This is a genomic window from Fructilactobacillus sp. X7R4C1 (assembly GCF_059901115.1).
Map to the genome: position 1 here is coordinate 25,179 of NZ_JBWXVD010000001.1, position 22,994 is coordinate 48,172.

Annotated in this window: 20 protein-coding genes and 1 tRNA gene; 3 read left to right on the forward strand and 18 right to left on the reverse strand. The window is 38.2% G+C overall.

Annotation, left to right across the window (positions count from 1 at the left end; genetic code table 11):
- Positions 1 to 23: 23 nt before the first annotated feature.
- The 6 genes from AC6UC9_RS00110 to AC6UC9_RS00135 form a co-directional block, all read right to left on the reverse strand.
- Complete coding sequence (locus tag AC6UC9_RS00110; protein WP_500700783.1) at positions 24 to 911, reverse strand: GRP family sugar transporter; 888 nt, start codon at positions 909 to 911, stop codon at positions 24 to 26.
- 131 nt (positions 912 to 1,042) lie between these two features.
- Positions 1,043 to 1,930: a GRP family sugar transporter gene (locus AC6UC9_RS00115; RefSeq protein WP_500693583.1), complete on the reverse strand. Its 888-nt coding sequence runs from the start codon at positions 1,928 to 1,930 to the stop codon at positions 1,043 to 1,045.
- 144 nt (positions 1,931 to 2,074) lie between these two features.
- Positions 2,075 to 2,147, reverse strand: a tRNA-Arg gene (locus AC6UC9_RS00120).
- Between the two features lie 50 nt (positions 2,148 to 2,197).
- Positions 2,198 to 3,466 carry a DEAD/DEAH box helicase gene (locus AC6UC9_RS00125; RefSeq protein ID WP_500700784.1) on the reverse strand — a complete coding sequence of 423 codons (1,269 nt, stop codon included), beginning with the start codon at positions 3,464 to 3,466 and terminating at the stop codon, positions 2,198 to 2,200.
- A gap of 1 nt (position 3,467) precedes the next feature.
- Positions 3,468 to 4,463: a Gfo/Idh/MocA family protein gene (locus AC6UC9_RS00130; RefSeq protein ID WP_500700785.1), complete on the reverse strand. Its 996-nt coding sequence runs from the start codon at positions 4,461 to 4,463 to the stop codon at positions 3,468 to 3,470.
- The gene (locus AC6UC9_RS00135) at positions 4,456 to 5,268 is read right to left on the reverse strand and encodes a GH25 family lysozyme (protein ID WP_500700786.1); all 813 of its coding nucleotides are present in this window, start codon (positions 5,266 to 5,268) and stop codon (positions 4,456 to 4,458) included. Before AC6UC9_RS00135 ends, AC6UC9_RS00130 begins: the two co-directional genes overlap by 8 nt.
- A 205-nt stretch (positions 5,269 to 5,473) precedes the next feature.
- Between AC6UC9_RS00135 and gntK the strand changes: the two genes are divergently transcribed.
- Together gntK and AC6UC9_RS00145 are read left to right on the forward strand one after the other, a co-directional pair.
- Entirely contained in the window at positions 5,474 to 7,039 is a 1,566-nt protein-coding gene (gntK, locus tag AC6UC9_RS00140; RefSeq protein WP_500696546.1) for a gluconokinase, read from the forward strand.
- Positions 7,040 to 7,146: 107 nt separating this feature from the next.
- Positions 7,147 to 8,487 carry an APC family permease gene (locus AC6UC9_RS00145; RefSeq protein WP_500700787.1) on the forward strand — a complete coding sequence of 447 codons (1,341 nt, stop codon included), beginning with the start codon at positions 7,147 to 7,149 and terminating at the stop codon, positions 8,485 to 8,487.
- 26 nt (positions 8,488 to 8,513) lie between these two features.
- Here the strand turns inward: AC6UC9_RS00145 and rlmD are convergent, their stop codons facing one another.
- The 10 genes from rlmD to AC6UC9_RS00195 all read right to left on the reverse strand — a co-directional run bounded on the left by rlmD (position 8,514) and on the right by AC6UC9_RS00195 (position 21,493).
- Complete coding sequence (gene rlmD / locus AC6UC9_RS00150; protein ID WP_500700788.1) at positions 8,514 to 9,890, reverse strand: 23S rRNA (uracil(1939)-C(5))-methyltransferase RlmD; 1,377 nt, start codon at positions 9,888 to 9,890, stop codon at positions 8,514 to 8,516.
- 42 nt (positions 9,891 to 9,932) lie between these two features.
- Positions 9,933 to 10,952, reverse strand: a complete 1,020-nt coding sequence (locus tag AC6UC9_RS00155) for a diacylglycerol kinase (RefSeq protein WP_500693576.1) — start codon at positions 10,950 to 10,952, stop codon at positions 9,933 to 9,935.
- 12 nt (positions 10,953 to 10,964) lie between these two features.
- Complete coding sequence (gene gatB, locus AC6UC9_RS00160) at positions 10,965 to 12,386, reverse strand: Asp-tRNA(Asn)/Glu-tRNA(Gln) amidotransferase subunit GatB (RefSeq protein WP_500693575.1); 1,422 nt, start codon at positions 12,384 to 12,386, stop codon at positions 10,965 to 10,967.
- Positions 12,387 to 12,388: 2 nt separating this feature from the next.
- Positions 12,389 to 13,843, reverse strand: a complete 1,455-nt coding sequence (gene gatA, locus AC6UC9_RS00165; RefSeq protein WP_500700789.1) for an Asp-tRNA(Asn)/Glu-tRNA(Gln) amidotransferase subunit GatA — start codon at positions 13,841 to 13,843, stop codon at positions 12,389 to 12,391.
- 2 nt (positions 13,844 to 13,845) lie between these two features.
- Positions 13,846 to 14,154, reverse strand: coding sequence for an Asp-tRNA(Asn)/Glu-tRNA(Gln) amidotransferase subunit GatC (gene gatC / locus AC6UC9_RS00170; RefSeq protein ID WP_500693573.1), 309 nt, complete (start codon positions 14,152 to 14,154; stop codon positions 13,846 to 13,848).
- A 31-nt stretch (positions 14,155 to 14,185) separates the two neighbouring features.
- Positions 14,186 to 15,343: a CamS family sex pheromone protein gene (locus tag AC6UC9_RS00175; RefSeq protein WP_500699295.1), complete on the reverse strand. Its 1,158-nt coding sequence runs from the start codon at positions 15,341 to 15,343 to the stop codon at positions 14,186 to 14,188.
- A complete protein-coding gene (ligA, locus tag AC6UC9_RS00180) occupies positions 15,324 to 17,342 on the reverse strand; it encodes an NAD-dependent DNA ligase LigA (RefSeq protein WP_500700993.1) in 2,019 nt (672 codons plus the stop codon). Before ligA ends, AC6UC9_RS00175 begins: the two co-directional genes overlap by 20 nt.
- Positions 17,343 to 17,364: 22 nt before the next feature.
- Positions 17,365 to 19,629: a DNA helicase PcrA gene (gene pcrA, locus AC6UC9_RS00185; protein WP_500700790.1), complete on the reverse strand. Its 2,265-nt coding sequence runs from the start codon at positions 19,627 to 19,629 to the stop codon at positions 17,365 to 17,367.
- A gap of 88 nt (positions 19,630 to 19,717) precedes the next feature.
- Positions 19,718 to 20,851, reverse strand: coding sequence for an ATP-grasp domain-containing protein (locus AC6UC9_RS00190; protein WP_500693570.1), 1,134 nt, complete (start codon positions 20,849 to 20,851; stop codon positions 19,718 to 19,720).
- A gap of 30 nt (positions 20,852 to 20,881) precedes the next feature.
- The gene (locus AC6UC9_RS00195; protein WP_500693569.1) at positions 20,882 to 21,493 is read right to left on the reverse strand and encodes a glycoside hydrolase family 73 protein; all 612 of its coding nucleotides are present in this window, start codon (positions 21,491 to 21,493) and stop codon (positions 20,882 to 20,884) included.
- A gap of 119 nt (positions 21,494 to 21,612) precedes the next feature.
- Between AC6UC9_RS00195 and AC6UC9_RS00200 the strand changes: the two genes are divergently transcribed.
- Positions 21,613 to 21,924, forward strand: a complete 312-nt coding sequence (locus AC6UC9_RS00200; protein ID WP_500693568.1) for a DUF2187 family protein — start codon at positions 21,613 to 21,615, stop codon at positions 21,922 to 21,924.
- 28 nt (positions 21,925 to 21,952) lie between these two features.
- Here the strand turns inward: AC6UC9_RS00200 and AC6UC9_RS00205 are convergent, their stop codons facing one another.
- Positions 21,953 to 22,534 (reverse strand): ECF transporter S component, encoded by a 582-nt coding sequence (locus tag AC6UC9_RS00205; RefSeq protein ID WP_500696540.1) that lies wholly within the window; start codon positions 22,532 to 22,534, stop codon positions 21,953 to 21,955.
- Between the two features lie 66 nt (positions 22,535 to 22,600).
- Positions 22,601 to 22,993, reverse strand: a complete 393-nt coding sequence (gene rpsI, locus AC6UC9_RS00210; RefSeq protein WP_010022758.1) for a 30S ribosomal protein S9 — start codon at positions 22,991 to 22,993, stop codon at positions 22,601 to 22,603.
- Between the last annotated feature and the right edge of the window lies 1 nt (position 22,994).

Sequence of the window (22,994 nt, forward strand, 5' to 3'; positions counted from 1 at the left end):
AATAGCACTAGCCACCTCTTCTTTTACTTAATAAAACTAGTAATGACTCCTCCGATAATGACGAAAATCATTCCAATGGTAATATATAAAAGTTCTCTTTTAGTTTTGTGTTCGTGTAAAAAGATGATTCCACCAAAGGTTGATATGACAACACACATTTGCGAAATCGTAAATCCAGTTGCTACTCCATTTAATTCGGTTGAAATCAAATAGGTTAAAGCACCAAATCCAAACAAGAAACCACTGATAATATTTTTATAGGTAGCCACTTCTTTAAACGGATTAACCTTGGTTTTAAATATTATAAAACAGGCAAAGATAGTTCCCATCACGACCATTCCAATGGTTTGAGGGAGAAACGCTGCCCATCCATTCGTATTAGCAACTTTTGGGAATGCCGAATAGCCAACATACCCAAAAGTTCCGATGATTAAAACTAAAACACCCTTTCTAATATTAACATGTTGCTTTTCTTCCTCAGTTTTTGGTGCTAACGTTCTGTCTTTTTTGGTAGTTAGTAAAACACCCAAAATGATTAAAATAATCGATCCGAATCCAGCTAACTTTGGAATCAAACCCGCCCATTCACCAAAAACAATTACTCCAGTTAATGAATTGCCAATCAACTGAAGACCAGTTGACACCGGCATGGATAACGAAACTCCCATCAGTGAAAATGCCGTGTACTGAGTATATTGTCCAATTGCCCATGCCATCCCAGACAGAAGACAAAGCCAAAAAACTTCTTTTGAAATCACTGGTTGCTTAATGAAATAGACAATAACAGCAATTAAAATGGCTCCATATGTAGAACCCATTAGTTGATTAATTGGCTTTCCACCTAGCAAACCGATTGAAATTGGTAAAATACCCCAAGCAATCGCTGGTAATAATGCAATTAAAATATTCAAACTTAATCCCCCGAATTAAAATAATTTCTAATAATTCTCTTCAAGTTCAATATACTACCTTTTAAATCAAACCGATATTCAAATTCACAAAAAAGGACACTAAATGTGTCCTTTTTTGAAAAGATAAAATTTTAAATAAAACTTGTAATGACACCACCAAGAATGACACAAATCATTCCAAGTGTGACAAATACTAGTTCTTTCTTTGTCTTGTGTTCGTGAAGAATTATAATTCCACCAAAGGTTGAAATGACAACACACATCTGTGAAATCGTAAATCCAGTGGCCACTCCGTTTAATTCAGTCGAAATTAGATAGAAGAAGGCACCAAATCCGAACAAAAATCCGGTAATAATGTTTTTATATGAAACAGCTTGTTTAAACGGATTAACCTTGGTTTTATAAGCACTAATAATAACAAAGATCGTTCCCATGATGACCATCCCGATCGTCTGGGGCAGAAAGGCTGACCAACCATTGGTATTAGCAATCCTTGGAAAATCAGAGTAACCGATATATCCAAACATGCCAATTACTAACAGAATTAAACCATTCCGAGTATGCTGAGCGGCATTCTCTTCAGCCGTCTTGGGTTCATTACTGCCATTGTCTTTCAAAGTTGTTAGTAAGACCCCAATGATAATCAAAATAATTGATCCAAAACCAGCTAGCTTGGGAATTAAGCCAGCCCATTCACCAAAGAAGATTACTCCGGTGACTGAAGTACCAACTAACTGCAAACCAGTTGAAATTGGCATCGTTCGTGATACACCAATTTGAGTAAAGGCCATGTACTGAGTCATTTGACCAACTGCCCAAGCCATCCCTGAAAGTAAACACCACCAAAAGTCCTGCATGGTGATCACTGGTTGTTTAAAAATAAACACAAGGATGGCAATGATTAACGCTCCATATGTAGTTCCCATCAACTGATTAACTGGCTTACCACCGATTAACCCAGTTGCAATAGGAAGGAGCCCCCACCCTAACGCTGGGAGTAAAGCAATTAAAATATTCAATATAATTTCCTCCTAAAATGTAAATCCGTGTAGAACTCATTATAATCGCCCATAAGCCCAAAAATCAATTAATTAATTGTCATCACCAACATTTGCCCAAATAAAAAACACCTCATTTAAATGAAGTGTTTTAACGCTTATAGATGACCCCACTCAGACTCGAACTGAGATCGACCGCTTAGGAGGCGGTTGCCCTATCCAGTTGTGCTATGGGGCCAAAAACATTTTCTATTCTCTCACGAATAAAAAATTTAGTAAAGAAACAAACTAATGGTGATTTTTATGACTACTTGGTTTACCCTTATCTTTTTGTTTTCGTTTTCGGTGTTTATTCTTTTTTGGTTTAGCCTGGATAGCTTCGTGCACCTGTCTTTTTTTAGTCAGTGCCTGTTGTTTGATTTCTTTTTGATGCTCTAACTGTGAGTCATCAATGTGATCAACAATCTTGCCGTTGAAATAATAAATCGGTTTTAAATCGTATTCACTATTATCTAAAACGTGCTTTAAATCGCGAAGATCATGGTCATCTCCAAAATTAATTACTAACCCTGGCTCACCCATTCGACCTGTTCGACCAACACGATGAATGTAGGTATTCGATTCATTTGGCAAATCATAATTAATTACAGCTGGTAATTTTGCAATATCAAGACCCCGAGCAGCAACGTCAGTCGTTAATAGTAACTTGATTCTTCCTAGGCGAAAATCATCCAAAGCTCTTTTGCGACTCTGTTTATTTTCACCAGCAGTTAATTTTTGAACTTTAGCATTTCCCTCGTGTTTGAAGAAATTAAAAGCCCGATTAAGCGTATCAGTCTGATTAAAAAATACTAATGCTTTAAATCCTTGCATTTTAGATAACCGGTTTAACATCTCATTTCGTTTGGCACGCGAAATTTGAAAGAGGCCATGGGTTACCTTACCCCTGGTTTGATCAACATCCCTAACGTCAATTATGTCGGCACTTTTACCCATTTTTTCCTTTAGATGATACAAAACATCAGTGTCTGTAGCAGAAAAGTAGGCAGCCTGAGCATCTCTAGGAACTGCAGCAATAATATTTTTAACCTGATCTAAAGAAGTATCGTTGAGCAAATCATCAGCTTCGTCAATGACCACTGTTTCAACGTCGTTAACCTTTAATTTTCGTTCATTAATCAAGCTAAGAATTCTTCCGGGAGTTCCCACAACAATCTCTGGATGTTTTTTTAACTGTTCCTGTTGCCGTTTAACGTTTGCTCCACCAATCAATGGCAAAATTTTCACTTTAAAAGGAACCGCCCAATCTCTAATCACACCTGCCACTTGCATAGCAAGTTCTTGAGTAGGTTCGATTACAATGACCTGTGTGCCAACCCCTGGCATCGAATTAGCCAAAATCGGCATTGTAAACGCCACGGTCTTGCCAGAACCAGTTGGTGATAGTGCGACAATGTCATTTTCACCCTCAATCATTGGTGCATAGACAGCTTTTTGGATGGGCGTCTGGTCCTTATATCCTAATTTTTCAAAACGTTTAACAAATTGTTCGAGCACACTATTCTCCTATTTGTAAATAATGAATTCCAGCACTATCAGCAAGACGTCCCATTAAAGCATTAACTTTCTGCATTAAATTCAGTCCTCCAACGTATCGATTTTCGTAAACAGGATTCCCTGGATGATTTATGACTTCAGCAAAATCATTTGCTTCTGGAATCATCGGATTGTCGGTATAAAGAGGAGAAATCTCACTTTCTTTACCCTCATTCATTAATTTAGCTGCCGTAAACTCACCAGCATTATCAATTAAGACCGTTTGCTTTCCACAGTAGATCTCTGATTGTTGATACGAAGTAGTAACCTTACTAAAGTTTAAAGTAACATCAAAAGTGCCATAGTTTAAAACAGCGACTCCACCACCATCAGCTCCGGTTTCAATGAATTTAGGATAGTACATCTGTGTTCTTGGTAATCCAAATAGAGCAACGGCATCATACACAGGATAAACTCCGAGGTCTTCCAAGGCTCCGCCACCAAATTGAAGGTTAAAGACATTCGGAACTTCACCCTTAAGAACCTTATCGTATCGAGAAGAATATTTGCTAAAAGTAAATTCTGCCCCATCAATTTTAATATCATCAATTTGATCTTGAACCGCTTTAAAAGCGGGCATGTGAATGTTCCGTGCTGCTTCCATTAAGCGAGCTTTGGGATGTTGCTTTAACGTGTCGATGGCAGACTGGAATTGATATGGTCCAATAAAAGCAGGCTTTTCAACAATGACATTCTTGTCATGCTTAAGTGCTTCAATGACTTGTTGATAGTGAATGGCATTTGGTGAAGCAATATAAACGGTGTCGAATTTGTCAGATTCAAAGAAAACCTGTAAATCATCAAAAATGTTGTCACAATCATTTGGCTGAGCAAATTTCCGCGCCGTATCTAATTTTCTTGAATAAACAGCGTTCAACTTATACTTGCCAGTATTAACAGCAGCATCAACAAACTTTTGTGTGATCCAGTTAGTTCCAATTATTCCTAATTTAATCATTATAGTTCTCCCATTGCATTTCTTCATTATTTACAATATTTACCTGACCTAGATACTGATTCCACTGCTTCTGGTTCCCATTAAAAGCTACGGAATCAAAGCTTCCCTTCTGTCCATCAATGTTTAAATGATCGGAAGAATTCATGTTGATAAAGCGCACGTGCGGTTTCTTTGCATCGCTTTCACTATTTAACCAAAAAGCGGCATGTGGAATTGATCTAAATTCTCGGTACATCTTCTCGTTAGTATTAATAATAACAGGTCGATCGTATCTCTGGTACAAAAACTGAACGAATTCATTAATCCGTTTCTTTTGTTGCTTTAAATTCACGTTGTTTTCATCATACGGATAGTAATATTGAACTTGAATGACGATTGGAAGCGTCCCGGTATTATCTTTGACTTGAGTTATAAAATTACTCTCTTGGTCCTCAATACTACTCTTAAATCCATAGGTATGATAAACCCCAATCTTTAAACCAGATCCCTGACTGCGATTATAATTATTGTCAAAATTATCGTCAGCAAAACTTGCTCCTTGAGTAGAACGAATGTACACGAACTTTTGGCCTTTCTGTTTAAGTGCCGTAAAATCGATGTACCCATCGTCTTGATTTACCGTCACACCCTGAACTGGATACTTTTTCAAAAGTAATTCGCGATCACGATTTTTATGGGCAAAGTACATCCAAATGGAAATAACGATAACTAGTAGCAGTACACTAACCAGTCCAATTAATGCCCACCTAGTTAATTTTTCTTTTCTTGCTTTTTTTCGAAGGTTGGACCGGTTAATCTCAGTCATTTGGACCTCCTCAATCATTTCTTATAATTAGTATAATTATAAATCAATATTATCACTATTTATTGATATTCGCTTGAATTCAAACGTTGATTTCAATATAATGAAAGCGTTATAAGTAGTATAATTTTTTTACTCGATCACTTAATAAAGTTGGCATGAAATCTGTCATAGAGTGCATCAACTAGCATGGAAGGGAAAGATTATAATGGAAAACGTAATTGGGGTCGACATCGGAACTACAAGTGTCAAAACCGTTTTATACGATGACAAAGGTGAAGTTAAAGGTTATTCAAACGATGGATATACTTTGTATCAAGACACTGCCGACATGGCAGAAGAAGATCCAGAGGAGATTTTCTCAGCGATGATTCAAGGTCTACAAAATGTTCTTAAAAAAGTAGACCCTAAAAAAGACACCATCAAGGGAGTTTCATATTCGTGTGCGATGCACAGTTTGATCCTCTTGGATGAGAACCACAAGCCACTCACCCGCGCAATCACTTGGGCAGATAATCGTGCCGTTGAATACGCAGATAAATTAAAAGAAAACGGCATTGGAATGGAACTTTACAAAAAGACTGGTGTTCCAACTCATCCAATGACACCACTTGTAAAGGCCATGTGGCTCAGAAATGAAAAGCCTGAATTGTTTAAAAAAGCCCGTTATTTTGTTGGTGTTAAAGAATACATCAACTATAAATTATTTGGGGTTCTAAAAGAAGACTATTCGATCGCTAATGCAACTGGCCTATTCAATATTTTTGACATGGACTGGGACGATGAAGCATTAAAAGTTGCTGGCATCAAGCGTGATCAACTGCCTGAATTAGTAGACACCACTTATCAATTAAAGGGCTTAAACGAAGAATACGCCAATAAAATTGGAATTGATAAAGATACACCATTTATCATTGGTGCTTCTGACGGTCCTCTGGCTAACTTAGGGGTAGACGCCATTAAACCAGGTGTAGTAGCTGTCACAATTGGAACTTCTGGTGCCGTTCGTGTCGTTAACGACAAGCCAACGATTGATCCTAAGGGTCGTGTATTCTGTTACTACCTAGCTAAGAATATGTGGGTTGTCGGTGGACCCGTTAATAACGGTGGAATTGTCTTCCGTTGGGTTCGTGATCAACTTTGCTTGCCAGAAAAAGTCACTGCCGAACAGATGAATATTGATGCTTACGATCTTCTAACTGAAATTGCTTCTAAGATTCCAGCAGGATCCGAAGGGTTAATCTTCTTACCGTTCTTGGGTGGTGAAAGAGCTCCAATCTGGGATGCCGACGCTCGTGGAACATACTTCGGTTTGACCAGAAAACACACTCGTGCTCACATGATTCGATCTGCTCTTGAAGGAATCGTGTATAACCTCTACACCGTTATGTTAGCCCTTGAAGAAGTTGTTGGCGAACCAAAGAGTATTCAAGCAACTGGTGGTTTTGCTCGTTCAGAACTTTGGCGCCAAATGTTAGCCGACATCTTTGAACAAGACGTCAACATTCCAGAAAGCTTCGAAGGTACGGCTCTTGGCGCTGCTACCCTTGGAATGTACAGTTTAGGCATGATTGACAGCCTTTACGACGTCAGCAAGTTTGTTGGGGTTACCAATACTCATAAACCAAATCCAAAGAATTACCAAGCTTATCGTGAATTGATCCCAATTTACATTCGTCTAAGTCGTCATCTTCAACCAGAATACAAGAACATTGCTAATTACCAACGTGAACATGAAAATGATTGGAAAACCGGTCCGAAAGACGAAGACTAAATCAATATCACTAAAAAGCATCCAATTGGATGCTTTTTTATTTTATGTACTGACTTCGATTTGGCCCCATGCTATAATTAACCATTACGCAAAAAGGAGTGGATCAAATGCCTCAAAGCAACTTAAAGAAAAACATTGGAATCGGTGCTGCCCTGTCAACTGTCATGGGAACCGTGATCGGTGCTGGAGTCTTTTTCAAAACTGCCAGTGTCGTATCTAATACTCATTCTGTTACTCTCACCATCCTAGCATGGATCATTGGTGGTCTTTTAACAATTTGTGGTGGACTAACGGTTTCAGAATTGGCTGCGGCCATTCCTAAAACTGGAGGAACCATTCAATACTTAAAATATACTTATGGACCGCTAACTGGATTCCTACTGGGATGGGCCGAAATTCTTGTGTATTTTCCGGCCAACTTAGCGGCTCTCTCAATTGTTTTCTCCACTCAACTAATTAATTTGTTTCACTTATCAACATCACTCTCAATTACCATTGCAATTATTTGTGCATTAAGTGTTACGTTAATTAACCTTTTAGGATCAAAAGTAGCCGGAAGAGTCCAATCTTTAACACTAATTGTCAAATTAATTCCTATCTTTATCATTGTAATTGCTGGACTATTACTCCCGGGTCACGTTGACGTATCTTTTTGGCCTCCAATCCAGAACCATGGCTCCACTAACCTATTAACTGCTTTTGGTGGCGGATTACTGGCCACAATGTTTGCCTACGATGGATGGATCAACATCGGAAGCATCGCTGGCGAAATGAAAAATCCCCAAAAGGACCTTCCTAAGGCCATTATTTTGGGTTTAACTTTTATTATGATCATCTACGTTTTGGTAAACTGGGTTTTCTTAAAAAATATGCCACTTGATCAAATTGCAGGAAACCAAAACACCGCCTATGAAGTTGCCATGAAACTATTTGGTGGCATTGGCGGAAAACTAGTGACCATTGGCATCTTAATTTCCGTTTATGGCGCTATGAATGGTTACATCTTAACCGGGATCAGAGTTCCGTATGCAATGGGTAAAGACGATCAATTACCATTTAGTAAATACTTTGCAAAACTTTCTAAACACACTGCTACCCCCTATATTTCGGGATTATTTATGTTTATGATCGCTGTCGTTATGATTTTCATGGGTAGTTTTGATATGCTAACTGATATGTTAGTTTTCGTGATGTGGATATTTAATTGCCTTTTATTCGTTGCTTTATTCATCTTAAGAAAGCGTGAACCGGAGTTGGTTCGCCCATACAAAGTACCTTGGTATCCAATTGTCCCAATTCTCGCACTAGCCGGGGGAATCTTTATCTTAGTTTCAACGATCCTGACCCAAACCGTTTTGGCTATCATTGGTATCATAGCCACTTTAATCGGAATTCCAGTTTATTACTGGCATAAAATGATGAAAAACAAAACTTCAACTGAAAAATAAAAAGAATCTAGCTCGCTAGATTCTTTTTATTTACTCTTTTCCAACACCGTTACACTTTCAACATGCGGTGTTTGCGGAAATTGATCCACTGGTTGAATAGGTTGTTTAATTTCATAGCCACCATCAATTAAAGCCTGACAATCCCGTACAAGAGTAGCAGGATTACATGAAACATATACTAATCGTTCTGGCTTCATCTCTAAGACACTAGCAATAAAGGTTGGATCAAGGCCCTTTCTTGGCGGATCAACTACCACGACATCTGGTCGAATGTCCTGCTCTGCCCACTTCTTCATCTGGTCCTCAGCCTTTGCAACCACAAAGCTAACATTATCAATATGATTTAATTTAGCGTTCTTTCGGGCATCTTCAATTGCCTCAGCAACCACATCAACTCCGTACACATGCTTAACTTTTGGTGCCATTGCCAGTGAAATTGTCCCAATCCCGCAATACGCATCAACCACTACATCATTTTTCGATAATTGCGCCTTATCGATGGCCAAAGAATAAAGTTTTTCAGTCTGAACCGGATTAACCTGGTAAAACGACATTGGTGAAATCAAAAACTTGGTGTTTAAGAGTTCATCCTTGATGTAAGCTTTACCTGATAACAGGATGTTCGTGTCCCCCATCAGTCGATTCCCGTGAGAATCATTAACATTTTGAATTAAACTATCTAAATCAGGCAACTGATCATTAATGGATTTAATAATTTCATCTTTATGTGGCAAGTTTTTACCATTGGTAACCAAAACTACCATCATCTCGCCGGTTGCTTTTCCATAACGGACCATAATATTCCTAATACAACCCTTGTGAGTTGCCTCATTGTAAGCACTAACATGATAAGCTCGTAAAACATCCCGAACCTTAATAATGGCTTCATCGATGTGAGGATCTTGAATGTAAAAGTCTTCAATTGGAATTAAATCATGACTGTGGCGCCGATAAAAACCCGTTTCCAATTGACCATTCATCTTCCTAACCGGAATCTGAGCCTTATTTCGGTATTTTGATGGATTATCCATTCCAATTGTTTGAGCAACAGCAACGTTTAAATGAGCCTTCTTAAACAATTCCTCAATCTGATGTTGTTTAAACTCTAATTGTTTTGGATATGCAAGGTGTTGTAATGGAGCAATCCCAGACTGCGTATACCGTCGATCAATTGCTTGAACTCGATTGGGACTTGGTTCGATAATCTTTTCTAATTTTCCAAAGGCGAAGTTCTTTTTAACTTTAATCACCCTGATCTGGACTTTCTCACCTGGAAGAGCATCCTCAATGAAAATCGGAAAATCGGAAACCTTACCAACCCCCATTCCCTGGTAAGTCAAATCAATCACGTTTACCGTGAGGTCTTGGTTTTTCTGTACTGGAGCTTCTTTTTTAGCGCTCATTTGTTCTCCTTACTAAAAAGTTTTACCGTTACACGGCAAAACTTATTTTTTACTATCAGATGGAAGTTCATCGACTTTTCTGACAAACTTCTTTTCAACATTTTTGACCTGAGGAGCGACACTAGCCGACTCACTGATATCATCAGTCTTAAGGTTGGAATAAATACTAATTCGCTGCTTTAGATCGACAAACTTCATCGGAGCATCACCACCGTATTCGCCATCAAGATTAATCTGTAAGCGACTATCATCCCCAGGAAAAGCCTCAAATGTATTGGTCTTTTTGTATATAATCCTAGGATCATCAATGTGCCGACCGCCATTAAACGCTTTAGCAATTAATTGCAACATTTCAACTAAATTACCGGTTTTAACAATAATCATGGTAAATTTACCATCATCCATGGTTGCGTTTGGAACAATTTGTTCAAAACCACCCACTGAATTAGTCATGGCTAAAAAAAACATTGAAGCCTTCCCACGATATTCTCCACCATCATACTTTAATAACATCGGAACTGGCTTCACATTTGGCAACATTTCTGCTCCCTTTACCAGGTATGCAAGATACCCAAAAATAGTCTTTAAATCAGAAGGAACATTGTAAGTTAATTCTGTCATAAACCCACCAGCCGCAATATTAATGAAATAATTAGTCACTTCATCATTGTATGCTTTACCAACGTCCATCTTTGAAACATTGCCCTTAGTGATCACTTTAGCAGCTTCAACGTAATCATCTCGAGGAATGTGCAATGCACGCGCAAAATCATTGGTAGTTCCAGCAGGAATGATTCCTAATTGTGGTCGATAATCACGTGGAGCAATGCCATTAATTACTTCATTGATGGTCCCATCTCCACCTGCCGCAATGATGAGATCAAATCCCTCTTCAGATGCACGGGCGGCTTCATCACGTGCTGAATGTGGTTTGGGGGTGGTCGCAAAAGCACTGGCTTCATATCCACCATTCTCCAAAACATCCAAAATATTAACCAACTGCGGTTTTAACATTTCACGTCCAGACGTTGGATTGTAAATTACTCGTGCTTTTTTGACCATTCTTACATCACCCTATTTATCTAAAGAACCTTTCAATAATTTGTTTACAACTTGCGGATTAGCTTGTCCATGAGTTTGTTTCATAATTTGTCCAACCAAATACCCAACAGCTCGATCTTTACCATTATGATAATCATCAACTGACTGTTGATTATCTTTTAAGACCCCATCAATAATTGGTTGCAGTTTTTTAGGATCAGATAATTGGACCAGTCCTTTTTCTTCAACGAATTTCTTTGGATCTTGCCCCTTAGTAACTGCCTTAAATACTTTTTTAGCCATTTTACTTGAGATGGTATCGTCCATAATCATTTTAATCATGGTAGCCATCGCTTCAGGCGTGATTTTGGTGTCTTCCAAGTTAGCTTGATTATCGTTCAAGTACGCATTGACGTTATCTTGAAGGTAGTTAGCGGCTAATTTAGGATCAGCACCTAATTTAACCATTTTATCATAAAAATCAGACATTTCTTTGGTCTGAGTGATAACCATTGCATCATAATCAGTGATCCCTAATTCATTAACGTAACGATTACGACGTTTGATAGGCATCTCAGGCATGGATTCTTTTAATTCATTAATCCATTCATCAGAAATACTCAAAGTTGGAAGATCTGGTTCTGGGAAGTAACGATAATCATCTTTTCCCTCTTTGACACGCATTAACTCAGTTTTACCAGTAGATTCATCAAAACGACGACTCTCAGAATTAATCTGACCGCCGGACATCAACACCTGTTGTTGACGTTGTTCTTCGTACTCAAGTGATTTTCTAACATGATTAAATGAATTCAAGTTCTTTAATTCAATCTTTTGACCTAATTCTTTACTACCAATGGGTCGAACTGAGATATTAACGTCAACCCGCATTGACCCTTCTTCCATCTTGACATCAGAAATTCCGGTAAATTGAATCCGTTGCCTTAATCCTTCCAGATAATCATATGCTTGTTGCGGAGTTGTCATCTCGGGCTTAGAGACAATTTCAATAAGCGGAGTCCCCTGACGGTTTAAGTCAACGTAAGAATATTTTTGTTCATGGGTATTCTTACCAGCGTCTTCTTCAATATGCATCTCTTCGATTCCAATTTTTTTCTTACCATTTTCGGTCTCGACTTCAATCCATCCGTTTCTAGCAGTGGGTCTCTCGTTTTGAGTAATCTGATACCCCTTCGGATTATCCGGGTAGAAATAATTTTTACGATCAAAATGAGGGTGCTTTTCAATATGAGCATGTAAAGCTAGAGCCGCGGTGATACCATCCGCAACGACCTGTTTGTTAACGACTGGGAGCGTTCCAGGATAACCCCAGTCAATTACGTTAGTATTACTATTGGGCTTGTCCCCAAACTGTGCAGCAGATGGACTATAAATTTTTGAATTAGTTTTAAGCTCAACGTGGACTTCTAGACCAATGGTCGTTTCAAAATTCATGACTATTTACCTCCCATCTTTGGTGTTTGCTTGTGAAAATCAGTATTCTGTTCAAAAGCGTATCCTGCTTTATAAATGGTACTCTCATCAAACGGTTTCCCCATTAATTGCATTCCGATTGGCAAACCATTACTGGATCCAGCAATTTGGGACATAGCAGGAACTCCAGCCATATTGGCTGGGATCGTCAAAATATCATTCATATACATTTCAATGGGATCTTGATCTTCTACTCCAATTGTAAAGGCAGTAACTCGAGATGTTGGACTCAAAATTAAATCATGGTCAGCAAAAACCTTTTTAAAATCATTGATGATTAAAGTCCGAATTTTAGCAGCCTGTTTGTAATATTTATCAACATTATCGTAAGAAAGCGATAAGGTACCTAGCATAATCCGTCGCTTAACCTCATCTCCAAACCCTTCTGATCGTGATTTAACGTACAATTCATCAAGTGTTTGAGCATCTGATGCTCGATATCCATAACGAATTCCATCGAATCTTTCTAGGTTAGAAGATGCTTCAGCGGTTTGAAGCGCATTATAAGCAATAACACCATATTTAGAATTAGGCATCGAAACCCAGTCAACCTTTGCACCTAATTTTTTAAACGTTTCTGCGGCATTTTTGATTGCTTTTGAAACATCAGGAGATAACTTATTAACGTATTCCTTGGGAATGCCAATTCTCATCCCCTCGACCCCATCTTTAATGTGTTCGGTGAAATCAGGAACTTCCTGTTTTGAACTAGTTGAATCGTGTTCGTCATGACCTGAAATTGCGTTTAAAACCAGAGCATTGTCAAAGACACTTCTAGTAAGAGGTCCAATTTGATCAAAACTTGAAGCCATCGCAATAAGTCCAAAACGTGATACTCGACCATAGGTTGGCTTCATTCCAACAATTCCCGTGAATGAAGCTGGTTGTCTAATTGAACCTCCGGTATCTGATCCAAGTGCAACTGGAACTTCACCGGAAGCAACTGCGGCAGCCGAACCACCGGACGAACCGCCAGGAACTTTGCTATAATCCCATGGATTGTGAGTGGTTTTAAGGGCTGAATTTTCAGTTGAACTTCCCATTGCAAATTCATCCATGTTGGTTTTACCAACGTTAATGGTACCAGCATTAGAAAGTCTCTTGGCCACCGTTGCATCATAAATTGAGGTGAAATTTTCTAGCATTTTTGAAGATGCAGTAGTTGGTAATTCTTTAGTAACGATGTTATCTTTCAAAGCTAACGGAATCCCATCTAAAATATTATTAGGATCGATCCCACGTTCATCAATGGCTTTAGCATTTTCAAGCGCCTTATCATTTAGATTATTAAAAGCATCAATGTTTTGGTCAGTAGTTTTGATGTTGTCCATGGTCTCTTTTACTAAGTCAACGGCCGAAATTTCCTTATTTACCAACATCTGGTGAAGTGAACGCAAATCCTTATCTAAATAGTTCATTATTATTCATCCTCACTTTCGTCAATAATTACTGGAACTTTAATTAAGTCATCTTGAATATCAGGAGCATTCTTTAACAAAGCATCTTGTTCGTGCCAATCTTCTGCCACGTCTTTTCTAGTAACGTCAATTCGATCCGTTACCGTATAAGTGGGCTCAACACCCGATGTATCAACTTTTTCAAGTGTATCCAACATTTTCAACAAATCATTTAATTGTTGGGTGAATTCAGGTAATTCATCTTTTTTTAATTCAAGCTTAGCTAACCCAGCAATATGTTGGGTTTGTTCTTCCGTAATCTTATCAGCCATTTTATCCCCTCTTTTACTAAATCACTAAATCTTAATAGCTATTAAACACATGCGAACTGAAGGACTTTCCTCCCGCATTTCGGTTCAAATAACTTTGAATTCCATCAGTTGATTTTACGGTAATATCAATTGGTACACTGCCAGGAAGATATTTTTGAGCAGCATTCTGTAGGTATTGAGTAAAACTGATGATTTCAGTTTGACTATAAAATTGAGTTGTAATGTTAATGTGCATTCCTTGAAGTTGCTTACCCTTGTATTGAGCCTGTGCGGTAATCCCACTCAAGTTAGGGAAGAAATTTTGAACCTGTGACTTAAATTGATTAAACGCAGATAAATCATTCGTATTAGGTCCCTTAGAACCATTGGCAATCGGGAACACATATGATTTTTCATTAATTGGTTTCCATGAGTTTACAGACGTCGTGCCCGGATTGTTAACCGATGAGGCAAAGAAATTACCACCAGTCAAACTATCGTTTGGAGCTTGCTTGTACAATGCAATCACGATTGGAATATTCTTTAATTCTTTATTCTGTCTCAATCGTTTAAGGATCGTGTTAGCCATCTCCTTACCTTGTTTCTCAACCACATCATCGGGGATCTTCTGTTGATACTGACTCCCATACTTCTGTTTAGTGTAGTAGTACACTGAATTGATCCCAAGGCCAATGGTCATACCCTTCATGGTCATTTTATTACCATTTGGAACTAAGAAGTCTTGTTCATCCATTTGTTGCAAGTACATTGGGGTTACTTTTCCCTTTTGTTGCGATGGATTTAGTCCCTCCGGGTTTTGCTTTGACTTACGATCAAGCCACTTCTCGGCAGTGTCAGTAGAGATGTATTGTCCCTCCTGAAAAACATACTTATCAGTCGAAAAATTCTGCTTGGAAATTCCAAGCAAACCGTTCTGAAATCCTTTCAAGTTAAACTGATTATCATTTTGTTGAATGTCAACTCCACGCGATTTACTAGTTTGATAATGTCCATCCTTAATAACACTCTGATAATTCTTACCACCAGTTTCCCCGGTTAATTGTGTATTCTTATTATTTGTATTAGTGGTACTCTTGTTAGTACTCCCACAAGCTACTAACATTAATGCGCTAGCCGCCACCATTAAAATTACTTTTAAGCGTCTCAACTTAAATTCCTCCGACTTCTTATCATTCTTTTTGCATTTCATTTTTAAAATGATCTTCATCCCAAACCGGAACCGAAAGAGATTGAGCTTTGGTTAGCTTACTACCTGCATCCTCTCCCGCAATTACTAGGTCGGTATTTTTAGAAACACTACTTGTGACATCCGCTCCATGGTTTTCAAGCCATTCACTGGCTTGACCCCTAGTTAAATCAACCAACTTTCCGGTCAATACAACTCGTTTACCATTGAAAAAGTTATCTGGTTGTACTATCTCTTCATTATTTACATAGTCCATATTAACACCAACATCAACGAGTTCGCCAATTAATTCTCTACTATCAGCGTTTTCAAAATAAGTATGAACACTATCAGCAATAACTTGACCAATGGTGTCAATTGAGGCGATTTCTTCGACACTTGATTTCATGAGAGCATCCATGGTTTTAAAGTGTGCAGCAATTAATCGCGCTGCTTTAGCACCGACGTGTCTGATGCCCAATCCAAAAAGCAATCTTTCAAGTGAATTGCTCCGACTACTATCAATGGCAGAAAGTAAATTGTTAGCAGACTTGTCACCAAACTTATCAAGAGTGAGTAGTTCATCATAACTAAGGTGATACAAGCTGGCCACATCCGAGACCATTTTTTTATCAAACAACTGCTTCACAATCTTAGGACCCAAACCATCAATATCCATTGCATTTCTAGAAGCAAAATGATTAATTTGTTCCACCAGCTGTGCTGGACACTTCGGATTAATACAACGTAAGGCAACCTCACCATCTAAGTGGACTAATTTAGCACCACATGAAGGACATCGATCTGGGATAACATATGGCTTAGAATCTTTTGGCCTTAAATCAGGAAGATACCTTTCAACCTCCGGAATAATGTCGCCAGCTTTATACAAAACAACTGTATCATCGACACGGATATCTTTTTTCTCAATATAATCAGGATTATGAAGTGACGCTCTTGAAACGGTAGTACCGGCCAATTGCACTTGATCCATGATTGCGGTAGGAGTTACCACTCCCGTTCTTCCAACGGTCCACTCAATCTTTTTAATTTTAGTATGAACTTCTTCTGGCGGAAACTTGTAAGCGATCGCCCACTTCGGGACTTTAACCGTATGCCCAATTTCCATTTGTAAAGGAAGCGAATTGGTCTTAATCACAATGCCATCGATACCAAAGGTGAGATTATCTCTTGCTGCTGAATACTTTTTAATGTAAGCATCAATCTGATCCATATTGTCAGCCACTTGATAATGCTCATTGATGGTAAAGCCTAATTCTTTTAGTTCCTCTAAAAGTCCACTTTGAGTGGTAGCCTTTAAATCGTCATAATTAGCAACGTTATACATAAAAGTACTTAAGTGGCGATCCTTAGTAACTTTTGGATCCAATTGTCGAAGACTCCCGGCAGCAGCATTTCTCGGATTAGCAAACGTTGGTTTTCCGTCATTTTGTCGTCGTTCATTTAACTTTAAAAAGGCTTCTTTTCCCATATAACATTCGCCACGTACTTCAATATCAATGGGTCGACTTAATTTTTTAGGGATTGATGGGATGGTTTTTAAATTTTCAGTGATATCCTCACCAATTTGTCCATTTCCCCTAGTCGATCCCTGCACGAACACCCCATGCTCATAACGAAGTGAAATAGCTAGTCCATCGATCTTCAACTCACAATTATACTCAGTATCTTGAGGATAGTTGTGCTTGAGTCGAACCACAAAATCCTTAAGCTCTTGGGGTGAAAATACGTCACCTAGTGAAAGCATTGGAATCTCGTGATTGACCTTTGTAAATTCATTCGAAGTTGCCCCACCAACGTGCTGAGTCGGTGAATCAGGAGTGATAATTGCTGGAAACTTGGCTTCCAGATCCTGCAAGCGAGCATAGTTTCGATCATATTCCGCATCTTCTACGGTTGGCTGATCCTGTTCATAGTACTGTTTTCCCCACTTAATTAACTTTGGTCTTAGTTCTGAGGCCTCTTTTTTTGCTTCACTTTCATTAACCTGATCCATTGGAATCTTAAACAATCTTACCACTCCCTTACTTAATCGATTGAATTTTTGTTATGGGTGCAAATGCAGCTAATAGACGTTTAATTCCTTTTTCTGGAAAGGCAATGTCAAGTTCCATATCTTCACCGGTTCCATTAATTTTAACAACCGTTCCAGTTCCCCACGCCTTGTGTTTGACTTTATCACCAATATTCCATGACTTCTTGTCAGCACCAGTTCCTTGGGGTTTTTCGACTCGTTTGTTAGGGCGATGATATGGTTCACTAAAGGCTCGATTGGTTTGTTTATTATACTCACTACTGGTGTCAAATGGAGTTTTAGGTCCCGTTGGAATTGAACTCTCATTATCCAATACATCCGAATTAATTTCATCCATAAATCGTGACTCGGGATTATTTTGCATTCTACCATATAACATTCGTGAATATGCATTTGTCATATAGAGTTTGGTCTGAGCCCGCGTAATTCCCACATAGGCTAACCGTCGTTCTTCTTCTAACTCACTTTCCTTTTCAGTAGCTCGACTAAGAGGAAAAATTCCTTCTTCCATCCCAACCATAAAGACGACTGGAAATTCAAGCCCCTTAGCAGCATGCAAAGTCATTAAAGTCACCTGTTTAGCCGATTCATCAACATCGTCTTGAGCCGATACAAGGGCCAGATCCGCCAAAAAATCTGTCAAACGACTATCACTACTACCAGTCTGTTCATCATACTTTAAATCAGAATCTTTTGTGACAGAAAGAAATTCTTCAATATTCTCAATCCGTGTCTGTGACTCCAGTGAATTGGTTTTCTTTAGATCAGCCATATATCCAGATTGATCCAAAAGTGCTTCGGTAATTTCCGTAACGGTCATATCCTTTTGCTTTTTTTGAACGTTTGATATGACATTAGCAAAATTAGCAATGGCATTTCGAGCACGACTGGAGATATTATTGGCCAAGTCAACATTTTGAGCTGCTTCTAGTAGATTCCATCCATTATCTGCTGCAAACATTCTCAACTTTTCCACACTTGAACTACCAATTCCACGCTTAGGAACGTTAACAACCCGTTCAAAACTTAATGAATCACTGGGATTAGCAATGAGAGTCAAATACGAAAGAATGTCTCGGATTTCCTTACGGTCGTAGAATTTATGCCCACCAACCATCGTGTACGGAATATTTGATTTCAAGAAGGTCTCTTCGATTACACGCGACTGGGCATTCGTCCGGTACAAGACCGCAAAATCATTATAAGAATAATGATGTTTACTGACCTCATCTTTAATCTTAGACACCACGTAATGGGCCTCACTAGCCTCACTTTGAGCACGATAGTACGTTACCTTTTCGCCAGTATCATTTTCCGTCCACAAATTCTTATCTTTTCTCTCGGCATTGTTTTGAATAACGTCGTTTGCGGCACTTAAAATATTCTTAGTTGAACGATAATTCTGTTCCAGTTTCACAACGTGTGCATTTTTATAGTCATTTTCAAAATCCAAGATATTATTCATGTTAGCACCACGCCAACCATAAATACTCTGATCAGCGTCACCCACTACACACAAATTTTGATACTTTTTGGCAAGCATTGATACTAATTTATACTGTGCTTCATTGGTATCCTGATATTCATCGACATGGATGTAATGAAACTTATCTTGATAATAATTCAACACCTCTGGATATTGTTTAAACAATCTAATCGTAAGCATAATCAAATCATCAAAATCGACAGCTTGATTTTCTTGAAGTCGCTTTTGATATTCGAAATATACCTGTGAAACCACCTCTTCAAATGGACTGTTAGCTGAATGTGACTTTTGATAATCTCGTGGAGTCTGTAAATTATTCTTAGCATTTGAAATGGCACTTAAAATAGCCCTTGGATCATTCTTTTTCGGGTCTAGATCTAAGTCTTTTAAAATTCGTTTTACAAGGGTCTTTTGTTCTCCTGAATCAGTGATAGAAAAAGCACGATTATAACCTAATTTATCAATGTCACGTCTCAAGATTCTCACGCCAAGTGCGTGAAAAGTTGATACCCAAACATCGTCACCACCGACGCCAAGTAATTTACTAACACGTTCCTTCATTTCGCGAGCAGCTTTGTTGGTAAATGTAATCGCCAAAATATTCCATGGCATCACACCTTTTTTCTCAATTAGATAAGCAATTCGATGAGTGAGCACCCTGGTCTTACCACTTCCAGCACCAGCCATAATCAAAAGTGGACCTTCAGTTTGTTCTACCGCCTCTTGTTGCTTATCGTTCATTGTCTTTAGTAGGTCTGTCTTTGACACGTTAACCAATCCTCTCGCTTTGTAAATCCATCATTAATTATAGCAAAATAGAGCCGACAAATTGCCGACTCTTCAATTTTAATAACATTTAATTTTTGGTCCAAATTCCTGTATTCACAATTCGATTAAACGTCTCTTCGACCGAATTGGTTGGAATTAAAATCACTCCAACCACATCATCATCACGTGCATTACTGTGATAATTAAAATAAAATTGCCAGTTTGGTTGAAGGATTCGTTGTCTAAGAACCTGTTCATATTGCTTTTTCGTAAACAAACGAGCAACCACATCACTAATCTTATTAATCTTAGCTAATGGCAACCCTGAAATGGCCCGAAGATGTTGATCATACTCGCTGATATCAGTAGCTAAATTAAACAAAAAACCGGCATTATTAACGGTTGGATCAATGTTTGTAACGTAAATGTTTTGATCAGCCGTTACACCGAACGATACCTCAAATGAACCAACGTATTTAACATTTTTGCCGATTTGATTAACAATTCTAATCATTTCGTTAATAACGTTAGAATCTGTTTTGGAAGTATCAGTACTTACCGTTTGGAGCATGTTCCCTAAATAACTGGTTTTAACGGCGGGAAATTGTTGTAAATCTTCTTTTACTGATTTAGTAGCAATAATTGCGTATTCGAAACGGTAAGGAACGTAAGACTCAAGGATATAAGGCCCTCTTTTTAACATGTCGGACGCAAGTGCAATATCATTTGATTCGTTAATAACTAACTGTTGGTTATTAGTCATGTGTCGCTGAATTGGTTTTAAAATTGCAGGATATCCAATTGAATCAATTGCTTGATAGATATCTTCCAAGTTAATAATAGTGACGTATGGTGACGTATTGACGTTAATTTGATCAAAAAAGGCCCTTTCCATCACACGGTCCTGACTAATCTCTAAAAGGGATTCGCCTTGAGGAACATAAGTATACTTTTCGATTTCACTAATAACCTGAGGATCAATGTCATTTGAAACGTATGTAACTAAATCACACTTCTCAGAAAATTCCCTTAAAGTATCAACATCATTAACGTCACCTGTAAATGCGTAATCAGATTGTCTAGCGATCTCGCTATCTGAATTAGAACTATAGGTGGCGATTTTTAATCCCGCGTCGCGGGCCACGTTAACTAGTTGCGTACTACTAAAATAGTCACCAATAATTCCAATTGTGCTTCCTGGGTAGAGTAATACTGAATCCATAGTTTAACCTCCAATAAATCTTTTGCTACATCATTGTTTATCGTATTGATTAAGATGATACTTTTTAATGATTTTAATTATTTTGTCTGCATAAGCCGGGTCTGTTGCATATCCATCGGTACTGAGAGCCTTGGCAGAATCAACGTAATTGTCCGCCGACACAACTTCTTTATATTGCATGGGGTTCCAGTCTGTGCCATGAGCTAGTAAAACAGCATGATCTTCAATTGACTCATCCCAATTATCGTAAACGCGAAAACTTCCGTGAACCATTGCAGGTGATCCACTTGTATATTCAGTCGTGTCCAAAGTGACACTCTTTTGTCCAGCACCCGCTTTAACACCAAAAAGATTATTATACTTTGAAGCCAAAGTACTCTGGCCCCAATCTGATTCTAAAATAGCCTGAGCAAGGGTAATGCTAGTCAAAATTTTATACTTCCGTTGCATCTCAACTGACTTTGGTAGAATCTTGTTGATAAATTCCTTATGTTGAACACTAACATTATTTTGTTCATACTGCGGGTTAAAATGAGAATTGCCTAAAATCATCACAGCACCAACGAACATGACTAACAGGATTAGCACGGTCAGGACATAAGCAACTAACTTATTTTGCTTTTGCTTCTTTTTCCTAGCCAAACTAACCCTCCTTACAAATAAATTTACTGTTTAAATTGTACTACAAAAATGTTAAAAATTGACAAATGTTAATTATTCGTTTATATTTCATTAGTTGAATACAATTGGAGGTGGTCAGTTTGGCAAAGAAACACGATGAACAAACGGAGACCGAAAAATCACCCTTTGAAGTTGGCGATGAAGTATCGTTTAAACTTGAAAAGAATGATTTTACTGGTTATATCGATAAAGCTTACAATAATGCCTTTTTGATTACATTTGAATCTGATGATCCAGAAATAATTGATAAGTATCATAACAAGACCGTTATTAATCACAAAGATCTTAAAATGATTAAGCAAGCTCCACGAATTCAAAAAGATCCTGATGAGGGACCAGATGACGATTCAAAACAAGATGGTGACAAAAAATCATCGGACGCATCAAAGTAACAAAAAGCAGATCGTAATGATCTGCTTTTTATTTTTGGATTACTTTATCTAACGAAATAATGATAATTGGACAAACAATTGCTGTAATAATCATTTCTATCAGACCATTGGTTCCAACTACCCCTAATAAGGCATAGATAATTTTGTCAACACTCACATGGTATAGGATTGGAGCTTGCTTTCGATTAAAAATATAAATAAATAACAGCACTAAAATTGTATTGGTCATGGAACCCAAAGCGCATGCAATCACAAGTGAAAGCTTATTATTAAGTAATTTTTTTAACCATTTGTAGGAAAAGTAAGCAACTACCGGAATTAGGGCCCGCGGTAAAATGGCCGTAATCGGATTCTCAAAGACAAGTGGAGCAATTGGACTAGTAGGCCACGTAAAGGCCCTGACAAACACAATTACACCCCAGAGCGTGCCAAGAATAAAGCCATCCTTTAAACCAAGCACTAAGGTTGCCACAATCACGGTAATTGGAATTAACGTAATGCTTAGTGGACCAACCGGAATATATCCTAAAATAGGAACAAAATTTTGAATCAAAATAATGGCAATAAAAACTGACAAGATTGCAATATGATAATTTCGTGTCTTTTTCATTTTAAATTCACCCATTTAATAAAAAAGCGCTCATGCGGACATGAGCGACAAAATATAATCTTCTGATTAACGTTTTGAGAATTGACCAGCCTTACGAGCTTTCTTAAGGCCGGGTTTCTTACGTTCCTTCATACGAGGGTCACGTGTTAATAAACCAGCCTTCTTGAGGGATTCTCTAAAGTCTGGATCAACTTCAAGTAAAGCACGTGCAATTCCTAAACGAACAGCACCAGCTTGTCCTGAATATCCACCACCATTAACGTTAGCTAATGTGTCATAGTTACCAAGTGTCTCAGTAACATTGTATGGTTGTAAAATGATTTCTCTTAAATTAGGAAATGGAATGTAATCTTCAACATCTTTGTCATTGATTACAACTTTTCCAGTACCTGGTACTAAGCGTACACGAGCAACTGAATCTTTACGGCGACCTGTGCCGGTATATTGTACTTTAGCCAAT

Bases quoted from the DNA above. Each gene is read 5' to 3' on its own strand.
- AC6UC9_RS00175 (WP_500699295.1), bottom strand. From the start codon at position 15,343: ATGAAATGCAAAAAGAATGATAAGAAGTCGGAGGAATTTAAGTTGAGA.
- gatC (WP_500693573.1), bottom strand. From the start codon at position 14,154: ATGGCTGATAAGATTACGGAAGAACAAACCCAACATATTGCTGGGTTA.
- gntK (WP_500696546.1), top strand. From the start codon at position 5,474: ATGGAAAACGTAATTGGGGTCGACATCGGAACTACAAGTGTCAAAACC.
- gatA (WP_500700789.1), bottom strand. From the start codon at position 13,843: ATGAACTATTTAGATAAGGATTTGCGTTCACTTCACCAGATGTTGGTA.
- AC6UC9_RS00135 (WP_500700786.1), bottom strand. From the start codon at position 5,268: ATGACTGAGATTAACCGGTCCAACCTTCGAAAAAAAGCAAGAAAAGAA.
- AC6UC9_RS00145 (WP_500700787.1), top strand. From the start codon at position 7,147: ATGCCTCAAAGCAACTTAAAGAAAAACATTGGAATCGGTGCTGCCCTG.
- AC6UC9_RS00205 (WP_500696540.1), bottom strand. From the start codon at position 22,534: ATGAAAAAGACACGAAATTATCATATTGCAATCTTGTCAGTTTTTATT.
- rlmD (WP_500700788.1), bottom strand. From the start codon at position 9,890: ATGAGCGCTAAAAAAGAAGCTCCAGTACAGAAAAACCAAGACCTCACG.
- AC6UC9_RS00130 (WP_500700785.1), bottom strand. From the start codon at position 4,463: ATGATTAAATTAGGAATAATTGGAACTAACTGGATCACACAAAAGTTT.
- AC6UC9_RS00190 (WP_500693570.1), bottom strand. From the start codon at position 20,851: ATGGATTCAGTATTACTCTACCCAGGAAGCACAATTGGAATTATTGGT.
- gatB (WP_500693575.1), bottom strand. From the start codon at position 12,386: ATGAATTTTGAAACGACCATTGGTCTAGAAGTCCACGTTGAGCTTAAA.
- AC6UC9_RS00155 (WP_500693576.1), bottom strand. From the start codon at position 10,952: ATGGTCAAAAAAGCACGAGTAATTTACAATCCAACGTCTGGACGTGAA.